We start from the raw sequence: 19742 nt of genomic DNA on the forward strand, positions 1-19742 counted from the left end.
TTACTTTAAACAGACTGATACACCAGAGACCTCGATTATTCCTAAATCCCCCTTGGTATACCAACCTTTTTATTTATTGTTTTATCTCTTAAGGAGCGAAAAGGCTCTAAACATAGATCCGACAAACATAAGCCCCGCACCACCAAGTAATAAATAAATACATAGTGTTTTATCAATAACATTCAAAGGATAAAGCAAGGCACCCAGTGCGAAAAAAGCCCCTATTCCTGTTATAATCCATCCCAATTTTTTCATGCGCAACTCCTAAAAATTAATTATTTAGTGAAGCTCCTCTAAGGGTCTCACCATCTATTGCAAAAACTACTCTGTCTTATTCCCATAATAATAGCTTAAACCATTTAAAAATTTACAACAAGTACGAGCTTATAATTATCTTTCTAAAGGGTTTATTTAAAATAAACTAGAACTAAGAATCTCTCTATACTAAAAAAGGAACCATAACTGGTTCCTTCAGACTGTAGACAAACTCTATGAAAATCGAGTTTGTCTACAGTTTTTTTGAGGGGTTGTAAAAATTCAAACGTTGATTTCCACTCCAGGCACTCGCTTTCCGCGGGCGGTCAGGGAGCCTCCTCGGCGCCTTTGCGCCTGTGGTGTCTCCCTTGGACACGTTTTTCCCGCAGGAGTCTCGCACCTTCCGTTCCAATCAACTTTGTTTTAACAATTAGAAATAAACACTTTTGCCTACAGTCTTTTTTGTTTTAATATAGGAGTATTAAAACTTGAAGTGATGACAATGCTTTCGAAACATAATTCTATTCAGCGAGATCAACTTGAAATGTTACTTTGGACCCCTTTTGTCTACAAACTGAAGGAACCATAACTGGTTCCTTCAATTGAACGTATTCATATTTTGTCAGACATCCTTTTTATCCTTTTCCATGAATTCCTTTATCTTTCTTTCTTCCCATTCTGATCCGAAGTTACCATCTGCAAAAGTTGTTATACCGTGTACCAGAACTCCAATTCCCCATCCTCCAAGTGGATAGAGGAACCACCAATAACTAGTATCCGTTATTAGGTTCATAACAAAAAGCATAGCATTAACCAAGAAATACACCGTTAGATGAATGTAGAATGCCTTAAGGTTTTCCACCCTCTTTTTCGCTCTTAAATATTTATCTTCATTTTCCATTCCCTCGCCCCCTTATCGTAAACACTTAAATATATTATTCTCCACATCAATAATACCTTATTTACCCAATTTTCATTACCAAAAGGAGACGATGTGCATCCTATGATGGAATGCCGGGAATTCGGTTAATAATCGAAGATTGTTTAACTGCTATCTTTGTAAACTTAGATACACTTCTAAAAAGTCAGCTGGATTTTACCCTATTGTATCCTCTTTCTTCATATGGCTGTATTTTTTCCAACCATGCTTCCTCAAGTTTTTTCAATTCGCGTTTGGCATCAAAGTATCCTGTTTCTTTCGGTTTTAGAACCTCTAGCACCTCAAAGGAAAAGACTTCTTTCCCATATTGATTCCACTCATCTTGCAGCATTTTATTAGTACTTGTTCCCATTTCCAATTCAAATTGTTTACCCTTTAATGTCTTTAGATTCCTGGTGCTTCCTATAAATACTTTATTATTTCTCGTGTTTTTTATTTGGTAAACTCCCGCTTCAACTTTTGTTTCCTTATATAATTGCTTCAATTCTTTTTTTCGATCCATCTTCATTGCCTCCATTCGTCATTTCTTCAGCCAATATTGGCTTCCATCAGGCTTTCTATCCAAGAATCCATATTCTATTAAATACCTTCTCAAAAGAACATAGTCATGATAGGCCGCTTCCAATATTTGATTGATTTCTTTTTCACTATATTTCTGGTCATTTTTAAAACGTTTCGAAATTTCTTGAAGAACAATAAACCTTTGTTTTTCCTTTGGTGGAAAAGTACTCAAAGCAGCCTGACTACCTTGTGGAAAGAATTTTTTCAATATGACCTCTTTTTCATCCTGCGTAACATTATAACGATCATCCACCATCCTTGCTTTTTGATGAAGAGGGACAAATGCAGGCGCATGTTTATCTTTATCTTTTAAAAGTTCCATCATGGCCAAAAATAACTTAGCTTGACGCTCTTTCTCTTTTAATACAAAGCGATGGTTCCGAATAGTAGAAGAACTTCCAATTCCCATTTCCTCTTGCACCTCAGCATCGTTTTTCCCATGATAAAAAAGACGAAGAAGGCGATTTTGATGATCTGTGAGACCTGTTAGTTTCTTATCGAGATCAATCAAGTATTCGAACACCGATTGATGTGCATTTTCGATATGAATACGCATATACCTTTCTGCTTCATAAAGAGTCCCATCTATTGGATACACTATCCCTTTTTGAACTGTATTTCCGCACAGCAAACAAATAAACTGATTCTCTTCTTCGATATACCCCTGTTTTAGCTCATCATGCGATGCACTCCAAAACATTTCTGCATCCTGCATAAAACAAACACTTCCTTATAAAGTTTACAATATAATGAACATAATATTAATTTGTTTATATTATGTCAACATTTTTTGTGAATTAGACATTTTTATATCGTATTTATTCATTTTCCACATTAGTTTCGTTGCATTTTCACAAAAGGGGTTAGACTTTGGGAACATATAGTTTAGGGTAAAGAGAGAGCTTTTAAGAAGTTTTTGAGTACATGGGTTAATGGGAGTTTATTACTGATTGTCTGATTATTTACGGAGTGTATTGGACGCTCTTTGATAAGCGGAGGCTACCGACAGCAGATTTTCTTACAAAAGAATCATCTCTTGTCGACGAATATACGTTGAATGTTGACTTTCGAATGGCGTTGCGACGAAAGACGGTAATTATTAAAAATTGCGAAATTATTAATAACTTATTACCCTTAAACATTAAATAGGAATTGATGTACCAAGTCAAAAAGCATCCAACTAGTTGGATGCTTTTTTTCAAATAATAATATGAAATTGGTTGAATTTAGTATAAATCCTTTGATCCGATAAAGAAGAATAAGTATTAGTTAGGCACAAACTTAAGTATTCCTTCCAGATAAACACCTTGTTCTTTTTTCGTACACGCTCTTAACTTAATTCTTCCCTCCTCTTCTAATTCCTTTGCTAATTGGACTACCTTAGTTCCATCTTCGGCTATCTCTACTGAAAAGAAATTCCCCCGAGTGGAAGTTTGAATGAACTTAAATAATCTATCTTTATTCATCTAAACAACTCCTTATTTATTACAAATTCGACACAAAAGATAATCTACCTGCGATAAATAGAAATAAAAAACTTCCTTGAAGGAATACGAACATGAATAGTTCTAGAATCACAAATCAATAGACATTCATTCTTGTAATTAGAAACCTAATTATTCTCCCTCTGATTTTTCCCAAGGTAAAAATGGAGTTCATACAATCACTAGATATTAACCCTTGCTCACTTGACCTAAAACGAAAAAAACCTACGACAATGTAAAGGACTATGAACATACATAATAATAATACTAATACCGAAAATAAGGAATCCCCCCAATCAATCATTTTAACTTTATCCCGATAAAAGAAAAACAGCCAAAACCTTAAAAAGGTTTTGGCTGTTTTTGTTAGTGTCCCAGGAGAGATTCGAACTCCCGACCGACGCCTTAGAAGGGCGTTGCTCTATCCAGCTGAGCTACTGAGACATATCGCTATTTTTCTTCAGTTCAGAATAACGGTCACTTTTCGACCTCAGACCGTAATCGTGCTCTTTATTATAACTTAGTATAATACTCATTGCAATACTAGTAATAATAAATTTTGAAGAGTTATAGAACACCCCTACCATTAATTCAAATTTATCATGGTATTTGAATGAAGCTTGCAGTAAAAAAATTCAGAAGACACTCTATCGAACAATTCGAAGTGATCATAATAATCAACAAAAGGAGAACACTTCGTTATAAGCGTTCTCTTCTTTTATCATTTATAACTTATTAATTCATGATGACCTACCCATGTTATAAAAGGCAGCTAGAGAAAGCAATGTCATCCTGTTTATTTTAGTTAGATAAGTTACAAAACTGAAGAATGAATTTCCGGAGTCTTTGGCATAGTAAACTTTTCATTCCTTCATAAAACCAGTAATTTGACGATACAGCTTCTCGGGATGGGTGAAATTGACCATATGGTCAGCACCTGGAATTTCTATGATTCGAGCGTCTGAGTGCTTTCGAAAGTAATTGGCAGCACGAAGGTTATCGGGTGAATCCTCCTTACCGATTATCAATAATGTTTTGGCCGTCAATTCTCCTAATCTTTCGATGGCCGGTGATTGCGGCCAAATCAATTTAACAGCCGGCCATTCAAACATTCGGTTCATATGGTGCCGGAGCATTTGAACCATCAAATCCCGGTGAGGACTCATTGTTACAACACGATACGATGGATCACTGAGCAAAAGCTCAATCATCTTATCGATATCAGGGGCAGCTTCATGAATCGTCTTCATTCTCTCTTCAAATTCCTTTGAATAGCTAAACCCAGATAATCCAGGCGCAAGCAAAACAAGTTTTGAAACCCTTTCAGGATAATTCAGAGCGAATTCAGTGGCAATTTGGCCACCCATTGAGTGACCGATGAGTGTCGCCTGATTGATTTCTAGATGATCAAGCAGCGACAACAAATCTTCAACCTGGTTGACATCTTCTAAAGGGGACGGTGATTTCCCGGTCCCACGTCCGTCAAAAGCAACGACCTTGTAGTGTTTCGCTAAAAGAGATGCGACAAATGTCCAGTTCCGTACATCAGCACCACCAGTGAGGAGAACCACAGGATGACCATTTCCATTAACTTCGTAATACAAATCCATTGAAATCCCTCCACCCATTACGATTTAATAATTAAAAATATGTTATCTTTCTTAATAATCCTTCCTTTTTCTGGCTTATCTTACAATTCAAGAAGCACCTTTTAATTTCCTTCCTTATTCTAGGATATGGCCCGATTCGGAACAAAAACAAAGGAAATATCTTCATCTATACTACACGTTACTTCAAAAAAACCAGCCCCATAAACGGTCGTTTATGGGGCTATTAATCCCTTTAATAAAAAAAACAACTTATTTATGTCTATTCATAGAATCAAAACTCATTCCCAAAAACAAAGTAACATTTTCGATCATTTACACCTTTTTCGGTGCCGATATATGTAAAAAATATATTGGAACGCCCTTGGTTTAGAAGCGATAGAACTAGAAACAGGTATTTCCTCTAATAGTCCTCTTACGTCTACTTCAACATCTAATAATCCTTTTCTTTTGGTCATACGAAAAAACCTCCTATATCGTTAGTAGGATAAGTCGATATACGGTGTAATTTCTTACATGACCGTTATACTGACCGTTTCACTAAACGATATAGAAGGTTTTCGTATCGGGCTTTAAAGCCACTTTGTTAGTGTCCCAGGAGAGATTCGAACTCCCGACCGACGCCTTAGAAGGGCGTTGCTCTATCCAGCTGAGCTACTGAGACATTTATGATATAAGTTGCGGTAAAACTTATGTATGTATTACCTTAACTGTTCCCTTAGGACACTTCTTATTATAGTAGGATATCAAAAGAAAGTCAACGGTTTTTCATAAAAAAGTTTTTTTCTTTTTTATAAGCCAGGAAGCGGGGAAAAACGCTTCCTGTTCATTATACATTAAGTTAGTCGATTCGATAAACCCTACATAGCTCCTCAACGATTTTTCCTTCAAGATCATAATAGATGATTTCAAGTTGGTCGCTTCCAATATCCAAAATGGCATATGTTTTCTCTTTTCGTCCGCGTGGCTGACGTATGCTTCCTGGATTGATGAAGAGCTTGCCGTCAATCAACTCGGAACCAGCGGCGTGGGAGTGACCGAAGCAAATAATATCGGCACCGATTTCTTCACTTTTATAAGACAAATTCATTAAAGTCATCTTAATGTTATACAGATGTCCGTGGGTTAAGAAAAAGCGCTTGCCGCCAATGTCTTCAACAGCGTCATCTGGATAGGTAGCATCATAATCACAGTTCCCCCGTACTGCTAAAAAGCCCTTCATGAGAGGGTCTTTGCTTTCTAGCTCTGAATCACCGCAATGAATCATGGTAGCAACTTCTTCTTTATGACGGTTGGTTATCATGCTGATTTCATGAGTTAGGCCATGACTGTCACTCATTATTAGCACTTTCATCGTCACATTCCTTCTTCCCTTTTTAGAAATTGACCCAGTTTTTCATCCAAAGCCTTCAATGCATGGGCACGGTGGCTGATTTGGTTTTTTTCCTCTTTTGTCAGCTCAGCATTTGTTTTCCCCTGCTCTTTAACAAAAAAGACTGGGTCATATCCAAATCCATTCGTTCCTGAAGGCTGTTCGGTAATCAAGCCTTCCATCGTCCCAGAAACGGTGATTGTTTCCTGATTTGGTGACGCTAACGCTAAGGCGCAATAAAACCTTGCTGTTCTTTCCGCTTCTGGTACACCCTCTAGTTCCTGCAGAACTTTTTTCGTGTTCGCTTCATCACTCTTTGACTCGCCAGCATAGCGCGCAGAGTATACACCAGGACGCCCATCTAATGCATCGACAATCAAACCGGAGTCATCAGCTATCACGAAGTGACCTAGTTGATGGGCAATGGCTTCTGCTTTTAGAATTGCATTTTCTTCAAAAGTCGTTCCTGTTTCCTCCACATCCGGTGCGTCCGGTACGTCAAGAAGTGTTTTGACTTCATATCCTTTTGTTGAGAATAGACTTTCAAATTCCTTGGCTTTTCCTTTATTTTTCGTTGCAATAATTACTGTCTTCATACTTTGTCTCACCCTTTTGTATTTTATCGGCAATAACTCCAAGCGCTTCTTTTTGCACCTCGAATAAGGTTTGAAGTCCTTCTTGAGCTATTGAAAGTAATTGCTGTAACTCGTTATATGTAAAAGTTGCCTCTTCCCCTGTGCCCTGCAATTCGACAAATTCACCACTGCCTGTCATGATGATATTCATATCCACAAGGGCTGCTGAATCTTCCTGATAATTTAAGTCTAACACAACTCCTGCTTCTTCAATAATCCCGACACTTGTTGCTGCTAGATAATTTTTCAACGGAAATACCGCCAGTTTCCCCTCTTCATCCAGCCTATTTAAAGCAAGAGCCAACGCGACGAATGCGCCCGTAATTGAAGCTGTCCGAGTGCCGCCATCTGCCTGAATAACATCGCAATCAATCCAGATCGTTTTCTCACCTAGCGCCTCTAAATCGACCACTGCCCGCAGTGACCGTCCAATTAGCCTCTGAATTTCCATCGTGCGCCCTGTTATTTTCCCTTTTGCCGATTCCCTGATTGTCCGTTGATTGGTTGCTCGCGGAAGCATCGAATACTCCGCATTAATCCAGCCTTTCTTTTTACCGCGCATGAACGGCGGAACCCGCTCATCAACGCTTGCGGTACAGATGACCTTTGTGTCACCGACGGTAATTAATACCGAACCTTCAGGATGCTTCAAATAATCTTTTTGGATCTGTATCGTCCTTAATTCAGTATTCAGCCTGCCGTCAACGCGCATTTTGTATCCCCCTAATTTCAAAAAAAGAATAAGAGGCAGCGAAAGGCTGCCTCATTGTGTTATATCTATAGTATACAAAATCGTTTCTTTAAAAACTACCTGTGTTCACTTTTTCCGGACGGACCACAGGCTCTGATAATTTCTTTCCTTCTTCGTTAAGAATATCTGCACTGCCTTGCACCTGTACTTCAACACTTTCAATTCCCTTTTGCTCCGTCAAAGATAAAACTAATGCATCAAGAACATCTCGAGAAACCTTTTTCTCTTTAAAACTACCAAGAATGTTTTCGTTAAAATTGAGGGTAACCTTTCCTTCTGCCATTTTCGGCTGATCAAGTAAGGCCACATCACTCATGAAGCCCGTTTGCAGGTTTGTTCCAGAAGGACTCTTCGTTAATTCCTTAATAACTGCTGTTACATTATCGGACACCGTCTCGCTAATACGGCGTGTTACCGGTACATAATAGGTGTACTCCTCGTCCCCGCCAATGTAATAGACAGTCAACGCTTTCGTATTCGAAATATCTACCACGTCACTGGTATCAATATTGATTCCGGAAGACCGTGAGATATTTTCATCTATCGGCGTGCCATTGACTGGCATTTCCGTAATATCTTCCCCATTGATTCTCATTTGGATTTTATCAACCGAGTCGAATTGAGTTAGTGTCCATGTAATAGCTTGAAGAATTTTGAGTTCATCTTCTTTTTGATAATTTTTGAACTCCGGTGAAAAGTCAGCCACAGCCACTCCTTCTTTTATGTTTACACTTATTTGAGTATCGGCAGGAATAACCGCTCTAAACCCATTGGGAAGCTTATCTGTAACTGGTCCATTATCCACGAGGTAGTCAAGGGCCTGTTTTGCGACGGCTTCCGATTTAGGAAGTTCCATTGTCTGTGGAACCACATAACCACTTTTATCAATTAAATACAACTCGGTCTTCACTGTTGCTGTTTCACCAGCAGTCTCTTCCCCATCTGTTGCCGGCTTTTGATCCCCGTTGGTCTCTTTTAATGAAGATTCATCCTCGACTAATGAAACATCCTTAGGCGGGTCAATCTCCTTTTTCTCTTCACCCCCAAATAATCCACATCCGGAAAGAAAAAAAGAAGATGCCAGAATGGTCACAGCCATTGTTACTTTTGATTTATTGGACATAAAATCACTCCTAGGACAGTTTGTACTCCTATTTATACGAGCCCTAAGGGAAAATAGACCAATTATTTTTCTCTCTGATAATGCAGCTGAGCAATCTGGCCGTACTGTTGTATGTTTGTCAGCTTTAATTTGACTTCAGGATTTCCTGCTTGAAACAAAGAAATCCCTTTACCTAATACTGTAGGAATAATAGAAAGAATCATTTCATCCACCAGCTGTTTTCTCATGAATTCACTAACTAACTCCGCACCACCGACTAGCCAAATCCTTGAGTCACCCTTTAGATTTTCGATGAAATCTCCCACATCTTCATTTACAAATTCCACATGCTCGTCTTTACCTTTCGCACTTCTAGAAAAGACGTAGCAGGTTTTATCTTGATAAGGAAATTCTTCTGCTAGTGTATGAATCTGTTGATACGTTTTGTTTCCCATGATCACCGTATCAATATTTTCAAAGAAATCGCCGTATCCATTATCCCCTGCACCTTCTGTCTCTTCAAGCCAATCTATACTTCCATCCTCTCTTGCTATATATCCATCCATGCTTGTAGCTATATACATAACGATATGCTTTTGTGATACCATTTTTTTTGCTCCTTTCTACAAAAAAAAGACCTCCAAATGGAAGTCTTATAGGTGGTCAATTTTAATTGTTTCTATTGCATTGATATGAATACCGAGCCAACTCGATGCGATTGACCCAAACATATCTCTTGAACCAGTTGTGTAAAAACGATGAACCGGACGCTGCTTGCTTTTATTGATTAATCGATAGTAATCCAAAATAACACTTGCCTCACGGGCTGTCTCTTCCCCAGAGGAAATGACTTGTACTTTATCTCCCATATACTCTGAGATTACAGGCCCTAACAGCGGATAATGGGTACAGCCAAGGATTAATGTATCGATGTTCGTTTTCTTTAACGGGTTTAAAGTTTGAGCCACAACCCTATTCACGATTTTCCCTTGAAACTCTCCGCTTTCTACGATGGGGACAAACTTTGGACAAGCTAAACTATCCACTTTCACATCCGAATTGATGGAGGCAAGAGCGTCGTCATAGGCCTTGCTTTTCACTGTACCTTCTGTGCCAATTACTCCAATATGTAGAGAATTAGAAACTTTCAATGCCGCCCTTGCCCCTGGATGAATAACACCCAATACAGGAATCGGAAGTATCGCTCTAATTTCATCGAGCACCGCTGCAGTCGCAGTATTGCAGGCAATGATTAACATTTTAATATCCTTCTTCAATAAGAACCTTGTCATTTGCCAAGTGAAGGTTTGGACATCTTTTTTCGACCTTGGTCCATAAGGGCATCTTGCGGTATCGCCCAAGTAAATTATATTTTCATTTGGTAGCTGGCGCATGACTTCTTTAGCCACTGTCAAACCACCTACCCCCGAATCAATTATTCCTATTGGTTGTTTCAAAAAACTCGCCTCATTTTTCTTTCATTTCTTGATGTAGTTTTGCTAAAGTCCCACTTAGGGAAACGATATCGGATTCGCTGAAATTGACTAAAACGCCACTCAAGTACTGCTGCCGTTTTTTGATCACTTCTTCGATAATCCGTTCGCCTTCTTCAAGAAGGTGAATGCGAACCACACGCCGGTCTTTCTCATCCTTGACGCGCTGAACAAGCTGATGTTTCTCCATGCGGTCAATCAGTTCCGTCGTTGTGCTAAAGGCAAGAAACATCTTCGTAGACAATTCGCCAATCGTCATGTCGCCCGCTTCAAAAAGCCATTGCAAAGCCAGAAACTGAGGAATAGTAATTTTATATTCACTAAGAATTTCCCGTCCCCTTTGCTTAAGCCATGACGAAACATAGCGCAATTCCCTTTCGATCTCGACCACATGTGCAGCCTGATTCTCTTCACCCATACACCCAGCTCCCCACTTCATGAAACTTATCATACTACCATTTTGGGGGAAAGTGAAATAAATTTCAAGATAGATTATCTAAAGGATATAATGAAACCCCCTCCATTAAAATAAGCAGCATCTAAAGAAGTCAACACCATGAGAAATTATCTCAGACTTCCTTATATGCTGCCAATGAATGGGAGAGAAAAAATATATAAGGCTTACGTATTAATGAGTCAACACATTAAAGCTTAAGTTCTCCCATACGAAGGAGTTCTATAACTGCCTGCGAACGTCCTTTGACTCCAAGCTTCTGCATCGCATTTGAAATATGGTTTCGAACTGTTTTTTCGCTAATAAACAATTCACCTGCGATTTCTTTTGTTGTTTTATCTTGTACTAGTAACTCAAATACTTCTTTTTCTCTTTTGGTGAGTAGTGGCTTATGAGTGAATTCGTTCTCCTTCAAGTAATGTTACCCTCCTTGCCTTCACCAGCATAAAACCCGGAGTGGGTGTCTATTTAGTCAAGATATAGTATGTCAGCTGGGGCAAGGGAGTGACTCTTTTACTGTCTAATTGAAACTTTATTTAAGAATGTTTGACCTTTGTTCGCGCCATACATTCCTTCATCTCTTCCGGCCAAGGAATCGGATTCCCAGTGGTTTTAGAGACTTGGACAATAGTTCCTCTACCCGTCAAGCAAACCGAACCATCTTGTTTGGTTCCCATGTAATGAATGTCCACAGAAGAATTCCCGACACGGGCCGCTTTTACATGGATCATCAATTGATCGTTAAAAAAAACCTGCTGGATATAATCACACTGTAAATCGGCAACAACCGGTATCTCATTGCTTCCATCCGAAGTCCAATCCTTCATAAAACCCATGCTATTAAAATACTCAATTCGTGCTTCCTCAAAATAGGTAAATGGAACCGTATTATTCAAATGACCGAACATATCCGTTTCCGAAAAACGGACCTTAATTTCATGTTTAAAAGAAAAGTCGCTGCCCCACTCTTTTATATTATCGATATATGATATTCTGTTCAATCTGTGCCCTCCCCCTTATAAAATGAATGACTATTCACTCATTTTATAAGAAAAAATAGATAATGGAAAGGATTTAATATTCTTATCATGTAAATTTAATGATTTCGACCACTTTATAATTTTACACTACACTATTTTTCAATTACAGAGGACGAGGAATTTACTAGCTTGAGAGCTATTAAGGAACTTCCTGCAGCTGCTGAATCAAGCATCAGAGAAGCATTAAAAGAATTTGAAAATGAAAAGCCCGCAATTGTTGAAGCATACATACACCCAAATAATAGCTTTATTGTATTAGATCCCGGATTGAACGATCACGATATCGTAGAAGAATGCACAGCTGATTTTGCTAATAAGACTATCGTTAACATCTATTACAACCACGATGAACATCTATATCAGATAGAACCTAGATCTGCAAATGAGATAGTTTGGTATCACAGTCGTCCAGATGAATCCAATCAATTCAGCGTACTGAGTGAAATTTGGGATATCGATGATATGATTCCATTTACAAAATTTCAATTAGAAAAATAATACGTATCCGGTTCATAGACAACACATTTGTGTCATTTTTATGGGCCGTTTATTTCTTTACCTCACTCTTTCTACTAAATTAACATTATGTTGAAAGAGTGGATTTTAATATTTGTCCCCTCTTTTTCAAAATGTGACACAAAAGTGATGTCTTTCCATGTTATGCTTTTAACAAACAAATAAGGAGCTGTAACATGATTAAAAAACATGCTGTCATTTTACTTGCTGGCCTAATGTTAATTGGTTGTTCTTCTCAATCGAATGTAAAGGCATCTAAAGAAAAGACTTCTAAAGAAGTATCTGAAATAAACGATCCCGCAGACGTTATTTACGAAACAGACAAAACTAAAAATCCTAAACACAAACAAACAGTGATACTTGAAATCGAATCGAAATAATATTCAAAAAGAGCGACTGCATTTAATTAGCAATCGCTCTTATTATTTATTTTACCTGGTGGTATAGTAGTTTTCAGCTGTGTAAATAGGCCAGTCCCAAAACACTACGCCTTGTGAAATAATGTAGCGGTCTAAGAAAATTTCGAAATTAAGATTTGGAGTTGCGAGTTCTGTAAACTCCAAAATGTTAAGGTAATTTGGATCCGAACTCTTTAGTTTTTCTGTATCTAATATGAGAAAACAATCTTCCAATAAATGTCCAATCGGAATCCCCAGTCCCTCCATTAACTCAAGTTCTTGAGCTTCCTTTACTTCATCTAAACTAAATAAATGAAGCCCGCCCCCTATGTTAATATCGTCTTCTTCGATCAATTCATATATTCTTGCCCCATTATGGAGTGTTAAGAATGCCTTGTAGTCTTCAGGAAGCTTGATGTTATTTTCCCTTTCAAACATTTCAATTTCAGTTGTCTGTATTGGAGCGTTAAAAGAACAAGAAACGTTACCAACTTCCCCTTCGTGTGATATTGTCTTCATTTGATCTTTGTTATTCAACAATTTTTTAAGTCCAGATAGGGTGTTATGCACGAAATGACTCATTTATTTATCCCTCCAAAATTAAATTAATATGCTTTCCACCAAGGAGATACTCTGTTCCAATGGAGATCTTCTGTCAACGGAAATACATTAGACATCGAATTCGTTCCGCCATATTCTAATGGTAATTCATGATGTGCTTCAAGCCCTGGCCAAGTTGCACCCCAGCCTGGATCTCCATATTGTTTTTTATACCATGTCCTAAATTTTCTCTTAAGATTAGGATCCCTCTTAGTTCGTTTATCTTTTGGTACTACCTTTATATTAGCTTTTGTCGGAGTCCACATAGTCGTTTTATTGTGTGAATTGTATATTTCAGGATAAGCAACTGTCTTTGTATTAACTAACACCTCTTCTGTTACGTTATCACTAGTTTTTGTGCCACTACCTGTCCATCCCGCCGTAGTTCTTGAACGGGTTTGGTAAAAATGCGTAGTTTTATTATTGTAAGTCTTGGATGTTTTTTTACCAATTTTTATATCTGTACCTTGCCACTTCGTATCATATTTGATTACTTGAGTATATTTACCATATAAGCCTGTACCAGCATAAAGTTTTGAACCTGTCCATATGGTACTTGGTTTTTTCCCGGTCATCGCTACAATTTTAGACGAAATGGTAATAGTTCCTTTTTCTTTTGTAGAGTCAAATACTGTTAAGTGTTCTATTCTCAAGAAATTAACAGGTGCTTTAGCTTTAGCTGTCATTCCTTTACTATTTGAATTAGACTGTCCCTTTTTGTTATATATGGTATTTTTCTTCTGATTTTTAAAATACTCTTTCTCTACTAATTTTTGAAATTCACGAGATTCTTTAGCGCTTAAGCTTCTCGTTGCACCTTTCTTATCTACTGCAAGGTCTTCATACTCTTTCTTCTTAACTACTTTAGGGTCAGATACAATAAACCCTTCATTACTTGTAGTGGCAGCACTAGCACTATCTCCACCTATAAATGGAAAGAACATGCTTAAAACAAAAACAAATGATAACAAAACTCCGGTGAACTTCTTCAACTTAATCATACTCCTTTTTGTAAATATTTTCTAACTTTGTATATATTCTAAAAAATGTAACTAATTCCCTTTTATTTCGCTAAAATATACCAAACAAAAAGTGAGTTTTTATGCAGGAATTTGTTTAATTTCGTATAATGTTTTAGAAAAAATTCTTATAAATAAAAGGTAAAGTATAGAATTGACGTTCTGAAGACTAAAAGGTTTTATTAATAAAGTAAGTTACCTCACAAGTTTTACCTTCACACCTCCCGTGAATCCAACTTGATTAAACCTACCTTTACCTTAGTTCGACATTTTATTTTCCTCCCTCACACATCGAAGAAGGCAGCCACCCCCGGCTGTCTTTTTCATTTCTACTAATATATGAAAGCGGGTATCTTATGAGTAAAACAAAAAAGAAAACAATTGGTGAAATGACAAATAGCCGGATGCGATGGGCGTTTGACCCTTCGACTCGCGTCATTAAAAACAAAAAAGGCAAAGGTTCTTATAACCGAAGAAAAGAGCAATCCTGTTGAGGATGCTCTTATTTTTTTCTTATTCGATTATTTCTTCATGGCGGTAAGGTAGTTCAAGTTCTCGTAGGATAGGTACTTGATCCCCGGCTGTCTTTAGTATTGTTTTTACATATACAGCTTGCAACGGTTGGAATATATCTGTTGAAAAATTGAACTTCTCAGATAGGCCTTCATCAAAATATAATTCGTGTTTTGCTGTGTAATCGTTAAATGGCGGGCATCCTACTGGTGTTGTTATGTTTGGTGAACCTACATTAGTGACGCGACGATCTGTCCCCTCTAATGAAAACTTCGTAACAAACTCTGCCGTATCTTGTGAAACTCTTTACTCCACAATATCTTGGAATCCATACAGAAAGACTCTTTTATTGTCATGCCGGAACCAGTAAGGCTGTTTCACCTTGATTTGCAGTTCTGTGATCTTTCTCTTTGGGAAAGTGAATACTAACTTCCCTGCTTCCGTGATTTCCACCGGAACTTCTTTATTATCAACCTGCTTAGTCGGGTACGTTTCAATACGGCGACATTCTCCATTTTGGTCCTTGTATTGAATATCTAAAACACTCATTGAATATTCTGGGGATGGATGTAGTAGCAATGTATTCGTGTAGATATTGTTGGAGATATCCTGAGGAATTGTTACATGAATGATTCCATACACCTCTGTTACACATTCGTTCTCGTTTTTTTCAGACTGACGAGCTTCCAGCATTTCGTTAGGCTTGTTTTCTATACTAGAAGTTTGTTTTTCCGTATTTTAATAAACGAATAAATGACACAATTAATAAATCTTTAATAAAAAGAACCCCAGAAAAAACAATATAAAGATAATATCCCCACCATTAAAATCCGTTATTTCTCACCTTAGATTTTAGATGTGAAGCTGTTCACATTTTTTTAGACAAAAAAAGAACCTATATCCTAAGATACAGGTTCTTTTCTCATTATTAAACTTCGTCGCTTCCGAAGAAGTTACGGAATTGTTGAATAGTAGTATCACGGTTTAATGCTGCAATCGATGTAGTCAAAGGAATTCCTTTAGGGCAAGACTGCACACAGTTTTGTGAGTTACCGCAGTTTGCAAGGCCCCCATCAGACATAATTGTATTTAAACGTTCAGCTTTGTTCATTGCACCAGTTGGATGTGCGTTGAATAAACGAACTTGTGATAATGGTTGTGGTCCCATGAAGTCTGAATTGCTGTTTACGTTCGGACAAGCTTCTAAACATACACCACAAGTCATACATTTAGATAATTCGTAAGCCCATTGACGTTTCTTTTCTGGCATACGTGGTCCTGGTCCAAGATTGTACGTACCATCGATTGGGATCCAAGCTTTTACCTTTTTCAATGAGTCGAACATACGGCTACGGTCGACTTGAAGGTCACGAACAACAGGGAAAGTACGCATTGGAGCAAGACGAACCGGCTGTTCTAATTGGTCAATAAGAGCTGTACAAGATTGTCTAGGTTTACCATTGATAACCATTGAACAAGCACCACATACTTCTTCAAGACAGTTCATGTCCCAAGCGATTGCTGTAGTGTGTTTGCCTTGTACTGTTACTGGATTACGACGAATTTCCATTAGAGCGGAAATTACATTCATATTCGGACGGTACGCTAATTCAAATTCCTCATCATAAGGAGCTGAATCCGGTGTATCTTGACGAGTGATTATAAAACGGACTGTTTTAGTCTCAGATTTAGTTTCAACCATTTTTTTGCTCCCCCTCTTTAATGTTTCGTAGTGTAATCACGTTTACGCGGTGCGATCAGTGATACATCAATATCTTCATAATGGAATTCAGGAGCTTGATCCAAGCCTTTGAATGTTGCCATTGTCGTTTTCATGAATTCCTCATCATTACGTTGTGGGAAATCAGGTTTGTAATGTGCTCCGCGGCTTTCGTCACGGTTTAAAGCACCAATTGTGATAACACGTGCTAATTGCATCATGTTTTGAAGCTGTCTAGTGAAGGCAGCTCCTTGGTTGCTCCATTTAGCAGTGTCATTGATGTTAATTTTCTTGTAACGTTCCATCAACTCAAGAATCTTGTTATCAGTTTCTTTCAACTTGTCATTGTAACGAACTACAGTAACATGCTGTGTCATCCACTCACCAAGTTCTTTGTGTAGAACATACGCGTTTTCATTACCATCAAGAGACATTACTGCATTCCATTTTTCTTGTTGTTGTTTTTCGTAACCATCAAACAATGAAGAAGGAATAGACTCTGAAGTTTTATCAAGGCCTTCAATATATTTAACTGCATTCGGTCCAGCAACTGAACCACCATAGATTGCAGAAAGAAGTGAATTCGCACCTAAACGGTTACCACCATGTTGAGAGTAATCACACTCACCTGCAGCAAATAAACCTTTAATGTTTGTCATTTGGTCATAATCTACCCAAAGTCCGCCCATAGAATAGTGAACTGCAGGGAAGATTTTCATTGGAACTTTACGAGGATCTTCACCCATGAATTTCTCGTAGATTTCAATGATTCCGCCAAGTTTGATATCAAGTTCTTTAGGGTCTTTATGAGAAAGATCCAGGTAAACCATGTTTTCTCCATTAATACCAAGCTTCATGTTCATACATACGTCGAAGATTTCACGAGTCGCGATATCACGAGGTACAAGGTTACCATAAGCAGGGTATTTTTCTTCAAGGAAATACCAAGGTTTTCCGTCTTTATATGTCCAGATACGTCCACCTTCACCACGAGCAGATTCACTCATTAGACGAAGCTTATCATCTCCAGGGATTGCAGTTGGATGAATTTGAATGAACTCACCATTTGCATAATTTACACCTTGTTGATAAACAATGGATGCTGCTGAACCTGTATTAATCATTGAGTTAGTTGATTTACCGAAAATGATTCCAGGACCACCGCTCGCCATGATGACAGCGTCGCCAGGGAATGATTTGATTTCCATTGAAGTCAAGTTCTGTGCTACGATACCGCGTGCTGTTTGATCGTCATCGATAACAGCTCCAAGGAATTCCCAGCCTTCATATTTGGTTACAAGGCCTTCTACTTCATAACGACGAACCTGCTCGTCCAATGCATAAAGTAATTGCTGACCAGTTGTTGCACCAGCAAATGCTGTACGGCTATGTTGAGTACCACCGAAACGACGGAAATCAAGAAGACCTTCCGGAGTACGGTTGAACATTACGCCCATACGGTCAAACATATGGATAATCGATGGTGCTGCATCGCACATCGCTTTAACCGGTGGTTGGTTAGCTAAGAAATCTCCGCCATAAACTGTATCATCAAAGTGGATAAATGGAGAATCCCCTTCACCTTTTGTATTTACTGCCCCATTGATTCCGCCTTGGGCACAAACTGAGTGAGAGCGTTTAACAGGTACTAAAGAAAATAAATCAACCTGTTGTCCCAGCTCTGCTGCTTTGATCGTAGCCATTAAACCAGCTAGACCTCCACCAACGATAATAATTTTACCTTTACCCAATTCTGTCACTCCCTTATTTCCATTAGCCAAGCTATGTTTTTCCTAATACTTATAAATAAACTCTATCTTCTTATACGAAAGCGAAAATTGCGCTAACTCCGATATAAGAAAGAAGAACGAAAACGATCAAAGTAAAGTAAGTCATGATTTTTTGCGATTTAGGTGAAACTGTTAGACCCCAGCTCACTGCAAATGACCATAATCCATTACAGAAGTGGAAAATTGTCGAAATGAGCCCAACTAAATAAAATGCAATCATAAATGGATTAGAGAAAATCTCTGCCATCATGTCAAAGTCAACCTCTGCACCTAATGCTGCTTGAATTCTAGTTGACCAAACATGCCAAACTAGGAAAATCAACGTAATGATTCCGCTTAGACGTTGTAAAAAGAACATCCAATTTCGGAAAAATCCAAATCTACCCAAATTGTTTTTTGCTGTAAAGGCAATATAAAGTCCGTACACAGCATGGAAAAGGATTGGTAGATAGATGACAACCCATTCCACCAAAATCTTTACGGGCGTAAACTCAATTAAATGAACTGCCCCATTAAAAGTCTCTTCTCCTTTTGTTGCCATAAAGTTTACCGATAAATGAAAAATTAGGAATAGACCAATTGGAATTACTCCTAGAAGTGAATGAAGCCTGCGATTCCCAAACTCACGATTTTTTGCCACTAAGTGCCCCCCCTTAATTTGTGAAAAATCATGCAAAGATAAACTGGTGGCTACCTTTTATCTCCGCGTGAAAATAAAGTATAGAGTTTGAAACATCCCTATACTTTCTTACAATTATGTGACATGTCCATTTTACTCCTGACTTCTATGTGCGTCAAGAAAACGGATACAAGTATTCTTTTTTTCAGAATAGATTTTATTGGATATAATTGTATAATTTTTAATTGTCAAGATTAAAACTTGGTGAAATTACTAATTAATCTATTAATATCCCGGAATAATTTCTCATTTTTTCCCAATTGCGATTGAAATAATAAAAAAACAGTATAATTTGCAAAAGAAAAACGTTTATAATAGATTTACAGAAAGAGGCGATAAACTATGAAAAAAAATATTGCTGCTGCGATAGAAGAAGAAGAAATTCAAACAGAAGAATCTCAAGTTCCAGCTTTTGGCTACGAATTAATCAGAGAAGTTTTATTGAACGATATTCTCGGAAAAGATTCTAATCAAATTCTCTATTGGGCAGGTAAACAGTTAGCGAGAAAATTCCCACTGAATGGCGAACAGGAAGTTGTTGCATTTTTCCAAAATGCAGGCTGGGGCCATCTTGAAATCATAAAGTTTTCGAAAACCGAGATGGAATTATCCTTAACAGGAGAAATAATCAGCCGTCGCTTAGATCTTCATCCTGACTGTCACTTCCAACTTGAAGCCGGTTTCCTTGCCGAGCAGTTTACACTGCAGAAAAAATTCTTAAGTGAATCGACAGAAGAAATCAAACGTCGCGCAAAAAAAGTGACATTTACCATTCAATGGGATCCTAGAGACCCAATCTAATGAGCCCAAAAA

27 protein-coding genes and 2 tRNA genes are annotated in these 19742 nt (G+C 37.9%); 5 read left to right on the forward strand and 24 right to left on the reverse strand.

The window, feature by feature from the left end:
- Positions 1 to 81 precede the first annotated feature (81 nt).
- The 4 genes from NST21_RS20490 to NST21_RS20505 all read right to left on the reverse strand — a co-directional run bounded on the left by NST21_RS20490 (position 82) and on the right by NST21_RS20505 (position 2471).
- Positions 82 to 255 (reverse strand): hypothetical protein, encoded by a 174-nt coding sequence (locus NST21_RS20490; protein WP_162878664.1) that lies wholly within the window; start codon positions 253 to 255, stop codon positions 82 to 84.
- A gap of 622 nt (positions 256 to 877) precedes the next feature.
- Positions 878 to 1156, reverse strand: a complete 279-nt coding sequence (locus tag NST21_RS20495; RefSeq protein ID WP_056529148.1) for a 2TM domain-containing protein — start codon at positions 1154 to 1156, stop codon at positions 878 to 880.
- 184 nt (positions 1157 to 1340) lie between these two features.
- On the reverse strand, positions 1341 to 1697 hold the full coding sequence (locus NST21_RS20500; protein WP_340890948.1) for a GIY-YIG nuclease family protein: 357 nt from the start codon (positions 1695 to 1697) through the stop codon (positions 1341 to 1343).
- 18 nt (positions 1698 to 1715) lie between these two features.
- Positions 1716 to 2471, reverse strand: a complete 756-nt coding sequence (locus NST21_RS20505) for a DUF2087 domain-containing protein (protein ID WP_340890949.1) — start codon at positions 2469 to 2471, stop codon at positions 1716 to 1718.
- Between the two features lie 245 nt (positions 2472 to 2716).
- Here NST21_RS20505 and NST21_RS28935 point away from each other — a divergent pair, with 245 nt between their 5' ends.
- A complete protein-coding gene (locus NST21_RS28935) occupies positions 2717 to 2905 on the forward strand; it encodes a hypothetical protein (RefSeq protein ID WP_445670604.1) in 189 nt (62 codons plus the stop codon).
- Between the two features lie 116 nt (positions 2906 to 3021).
- Here NST21_RS28935 and NST21_RS20510 read toward each other — a convergent pair whose 3' ends face one another.
- From NST21_RS20510 to NST21_RS20575, 14 genes are all read right to left on the reverse strand, one after another.
- On the reverse strand, positions 3022 to 3222 hold the full coding sequence (locus tag NST21_RS20510; protein WP_056529156.1) for a hypothetical protein: 201 nt from the start codon (positions 3220 to 3222) through the stop codon (positions 3022 to 3024).
- A gap of 388 nt (positions 3223 to 3610) precedes the next feature.
- Positions 3611 to 3684, reverse strand: a tRNA-Arg gene (locus tag NST21_RS20515).
- Between the two features lie 419 nt (positions 3685 to 4103).
- Positions 4104 to 4850 (reverse strand): alpha/beta fold hydrolase, encoded by a 747-nt coding sequence (locus NST21_RS20520; protein WP_340890950.1) that lies wholly within the window; start codon positions 4848 to 4850, stop codon positions 4104 to 4106.
- A 308-nt stretch (positions 4851 to 5158) separates the two neighbouring features.
- Positions 5159 to 5305: a hypothetical protein gene (locus NST21_RS20525; RefSeq protein ID WP_340890951.1), complete on the reverse strand. Its 147-nt coding sequence runs from the start codon at positions 5303 to 5305 to the stop codon at positions 5159 to 5161.
- Positions 5306 to 5437: 132 nt separating this feature from the next.
- Positions 5438 to 5511: transfer RNA gene (locus NST21_RS20530), tRNA-Arg, on the reverse strand.
- A gap of 177 nt (positions 5512 to 5688) precedes the next feature.
- On the reverse strand, positions 5689 to 6201 hold the full coding sequence (locus tag NST21_RS20535) for a metallophosphoesterase family protein (protein WP_340890952.1): 513 nt from the start codon (positions 6199 to 6201) through the stop codon (positions 5689 to 5691).
- A 2-nt stretch (positions 6202 to 6203) separates the two neighbouring features.
- The gene (locus NST21_RS20540; protein ID WP_340890954.1) at positions 6204 to 6815 is read right to left on the reverse strand and encodes an XTP/dITP diphosphatase; all 612 of its coding nucleotides are present in this window, start codon (positions 6813 to 6815) and stop codon (positions 6204 to 6206) included.
- The gene (gene rph, locus NST21_RS20545; protein WP_057218534.1) at positions 6784 to 7566 is read right to left on the reverse strand and encodes a ribonuclease PH; all 783 of its coding nucleotides are present in this window, start codon (positions 7564 to 7566) and stop codon (positions 6784 to 6786) included. Before rph ends, NST21_RS20540 begins: the two co-directional genes overlap by 32 nt.
- 88 nt (positions 7567 to 7654) lie before the next feature.
- Positions 7655 to 8728 (reverse strand): GerMN domain-containing protein, encoded by a 1074-nt coding sequence (locus tag NST21_RS20550; RefSeq protein ID WP_340890956.1) that lies wholly within the window; start codon positions 8726 to 8728, stop codon positions 7655 to 7657.
- A gap of 62 nt (positions 8729 to 8790) precedes the next feature.
- Positions 8791 to 9315 carry a dihydrofolate reductase family protein gene (locus NST21_RS20555; RefSeq protein ID WP_340890959.1) on the reverse strand — a complete coding sequence of 175 codons (525 nt, stop codon included), beginning with the start codon at positions 9313 to 9315 and terminating at the stop codon, positions 8791 to 8793.
- A 45-nt stretch (positions 9316 to 9360) separates the two neighbouring features.
- A complete protein-coding gene (gene racE / locus NST21_RS20560) occupies positions 9361 to 10164 on the reverse strand; it encodes a glutamate racemase (RefSeq protein WP_340450826.1) in 804 nt (267 codons plus the stop codon).
- A gap of 10 nt (positions 10165 to 10174) precedes the next feature.
- Positions 10175 to 10618 (reverse strand): MarR family winged helix-turn-helix transcriptional regulator, encoded by a 444-nt coding sequence (locus tag NST21_RS20565; protein ID WP_340890960.1) that lies wholly within the window; start codon positions 10616 to 10618, stop codon positions 10175 to 10177.
- Positions 10619 to 10844: 226 nt separating this feature from the next.
- Positions 10845 to 11069, reverse strand: a complete 225-nt coding sequence (locus NST21_RS20570) for a helix-turn-helix domain-containing protein (protein WP_028392149.1) — start codon at positions 11067 to 11069, stop codon at positions 10845 to 10847.
- A gap of 121 nt (positions 11070 to 11190) precedes the next feature.
- Positions 11191 to 11655 carry an acyl-CoA thioesterase gene (locus tag NST21_RS20575; RefSeq protein ID WP_340890961.1) on the reverse strand — a complete coding sequence of 155 codons (465 nt, stop codon included), beginning with the start codon at positions 11653 to 11655 and terminating at the stop codon, positions 11191 to 11193.
- A 168-nt stretch (positions 11656 to 11823) separates the two neighbouring features.
- Between NST21_RS20575 and NST21_RS20580 the strand changes: the two genes are divergently transcribed.
- Both NST21_RS20580 and NST21_RS20585 read left to right on the forward strand, forming a co-directional pair.
- Entirely contained in the window at positions 11824 to 12192 is a 369-nt protein-coding gene (locus NST21_RS20580; RefSeq protein WP_340890962.1) for a hypothetical protein, read from the forward strand.
- Positions 12193 to 12386: 194 nt separating this feature from the next.
- Positions 12387 to 12590 carry a hypothetical protein gene (locus NST21_RS20585; RefSeq protein WP_340890964.1) on the forward strand — a complete coding sequence of 68 codons (204 nt, stop codon included), beginning with the start codon at positions 12387 to 12389 and terminating at the stop codon, positions 12588 to 12590.
- Positions 12591 to 12641: 51 nt separating this feature from the next.
- Here NST21_RS20585 and NST21_RS20590 read toward each other — a convergent pair whose 3' ends face one another.
- Complete coding sequence (locus NST21_RS20590; RefSeq protein ID WP_340890966.1) at positions 12642 to 13190, reverse strand: SMI1/KNR4 family protein; 549 nt, start codon at positions 13188 to 13190, stop codon at positions 12642 to 12644.
- A gap of 23 nt (positions 13191 to 13213) precedes the next feature.
- The gene (locus NST21_RS20595) at positions 13214 to 14200 is read right to left on the reverse strand and encodes a hypothetical protein (protein ID WP_340890967.1); all 987 of its coding nucleotides are present in this window, start codon (positions 14198 to 14200) and stop codon (positions 13214 to 13216) included.
- 383 nt (positions 14201 to 14583) lie between these two features.
- On the opposite strand from NST21_RS20595, the gene arfA reads away from it, so the two are divergent.
- The gene (gene arfA / locus NST21_RS20600; protein ID WP_340890968.1) at positions 14584 to 14721 is read left to right on the forward strand and encodes an alternative ribosome rescue factor ArfA; all 138 of its coding nucleotides are present in this window, start codon (positions 14584 to 14586) and stop codon (positions 14719 to 14721) included.
- A gap of 325 nt (positions 14722 to 15046) precedes the next feature.
- On the opposite strand, the gene NST21_RS20605 is transcribed toward arfA, so the two are convergent.
- From NST21_RS20605 to NST21_RS20620, 4 genes are all read right to left on the reverse strand, one after another.
- Entirely contained in the window at positions 15047 to 15433 is a 387-nt protein-coding gene (locus NST21_RS20605) for a hypothetical protein (protein WP_340890970.1), read from the reverse strand.
- A gap of 235 nt (positions 15434 to 15668) precedes the next feature.
- Entirely contained in the window at positions 15669 to 16442 is a 774-nt protein-coding gene (sdhB, locus tag NST21_RS20610) for a succinate dehydrogenase iron-sulfur subunit (protein ID WP_053347215.1), read from the reverse strand.
- 17 nt (positions 16443 to 16459) lie between these two features.
- Positions 16460 to 18211 carry a succinate dehydrogenase flavoprotein subunit gene (gene sdhA / locus NST21_RS20615; RefSeq protein WP_098175856.1) on the reverse strand — a complete coding sequence of 584 codons (1752 nt, stop codon included), beginning with the start codon at positions 18209 to 18211 and terminating at the stop codon, positions 16460 to 16462.
- Between the two features lie 70 nt (positions 18212 to 18281).
- The gene (locus NST21_RS20620; RefSeq protein ID WP_340890971.1) at positions 18282 to 18890 is read right to left on the reverse strand and encodes a succinate dehydrogenase cytochrome b558 subunit; all 609 of its coding nucleotides are present in this window, start codon (positions 18888 to 18890) and stop codon (positions 18282 to 18284) included.
- Positions 18891 to 19271: 381 nt separating this feature from the next.
- Here NST21_RS20620 and NST21_RS20625 point away from each other — a divergent pair, with 381 nt between their 5' ends.
- The gene (locus tag NST21_RS20625; RefSeq protein WP_053347218.1) at positions 19272 to 19730 is read left to right on the forward strand and encodes a YslB family protein; all 459 of its coding nucleotides are present in this window, start codon (positions 19272 to 19274) and stop codon (positions 19728 to 19730) included.
- Positions 19731 to 19742 lie beyond the last annotated feature (12 nt).

This window comes from Peribacillus sp. FSL K6-1552 (assembly GCF_038005205.1).
In the GTDB taxonomy this organism is placed as follows: Bacteria; Bacillota; Bacilli; order Bacillales; family DSM-1321; genus Peribacillus; species Peribacillus butanolivorans.

Bases quoted from the DNA above. Each gene is read 5' to 3' on its own strand.
- NST21_RS20490 (WP_162878664.1), bottom strand. From the start codon at position 255: ATGAAAAAATTGGGATGGATTATAACAGGAATAGGGGCTTTTTTCGCA.
- NST21_RS20495 (WP_056529148.1), bottom strand. From the start codon at position 1,156: ATGGAAAATGAAGATAAATATTTAAGAGCGAAAAAGAGGGTGGAAAAC.
- NST21_RS20500 (WP_340890948.1), bottom strand. From the start codon at position 1,697: ATGGATCGAAAAAAAGAATTGAAGCAATTATATAAGGAAACAAAAGTT.
- NST21_RS20505 (WP_340890949.1), bottom strand. From the start codon at position 2,471: ATGCAGGATGCAGAAATGTTTTGGAGTGCATCGCATGATGAGCTAAAA.
- NST21_RS20510 (WP_056529156.1), bottom strand. From the start codon at position 3,222: ATGAATAAAGATAGATTATTTAAGTTCATTCAAACTTCCACTCGGGGG.
- NST21_RS20520 (WP_340890950.1), bottom strand. From the start codon at position 4,850: ATGGATTTGTATTACGAAGTTAATGGAAATGGTCATCCTGTGGTTCTC.
- NST21_RS20525 (WP_340890951.1), bottom strand. From the start codon at position 5,305: ATGACCAAAAGAAAAGGATTATTAGATGTTGAAGTAGACGTAAGAGGA.
- NST21_RS20535 (WP_340890952.1), bottom strand. From the start codon at position 6,201: ATGAAAGTGCTAATAATGAGTGACAGTCATGGCCTAACTCATGAAATC.
- NST21_RS20540 (WP_340890954.1), bottom strand. From the start codon at position 6,815: ATGAAGACAGTAATTATTGCAACGAAAAATAAAGGAAAAGCCAAGGAA.
- rph (WP_057218534.1), bottom strand. From the start codon at position 7,566: ATGCGCGTTGACGGCAGGCTGAATACTGAATTAAGGACGATACAGATC.
- NST21_RS20550 (WP_340890956.1), bottom strand. From the start codon at position 8,728: ATGTCCAATAAATCAAAAGTAACAATGGCTGTGACCATTCTGGCATCT.
- NST21_RS20555 (WP_340890959.1), bottom strand. From the start codon at position 9,315: ATGGTATCACAAAAGCATATCGTTATGTATATAGCTACAAGCATGGAT.
- NST21_RS20565 (WP_340890960.1), bottom strand. From the start codon at position 10,618: ATGGGTGAAGAGAATCAGGCTGCACATGTGGTCGAGATCGAAAGGGAA.
- NST21_RS20585 (WP_340890964.1), top strand. From the start codon at position 12,387: ATGATTAAAAAACATGCTGTCATTTTACTTGCTGGCCTAATGTTAATT.
- NST21_RS20590 (WP_340890966.1), bottom strand. From the start codon at position 13,190: ATGAGTCATTTCGTGCATAACACCCTATCTGGACTTAAAAAATTGTTG.
- arfA (WP_340890968.1), top strand. From the start codon at position 14,584: ATGAGTAAAACAAAAAAGAAAACAATTGGTGAAATGACAAATAGCCGG.
- NST21_RS20605 (WP_340890970.1), bottom strand. From the start codon at position 15,433: ATGCTGGAAGCTCGTCAGTCTGAAAAAAACGAGAACGAATGTGTAACA.
- sdhB (WP_053347215.1), bottom strand. From the start codon at position 16,442: ATGGTTGAAACTAAATCTGAGACTAAAACAGTCCGTTTTATAATCACT.
- NST21_RS20625 (WP_053347218.1), top strand. From the start codon at position 19,272: ATGAAAAAAAATATTGCTGCTGCGATAGAAGAAGAAGAAATTCAAACA.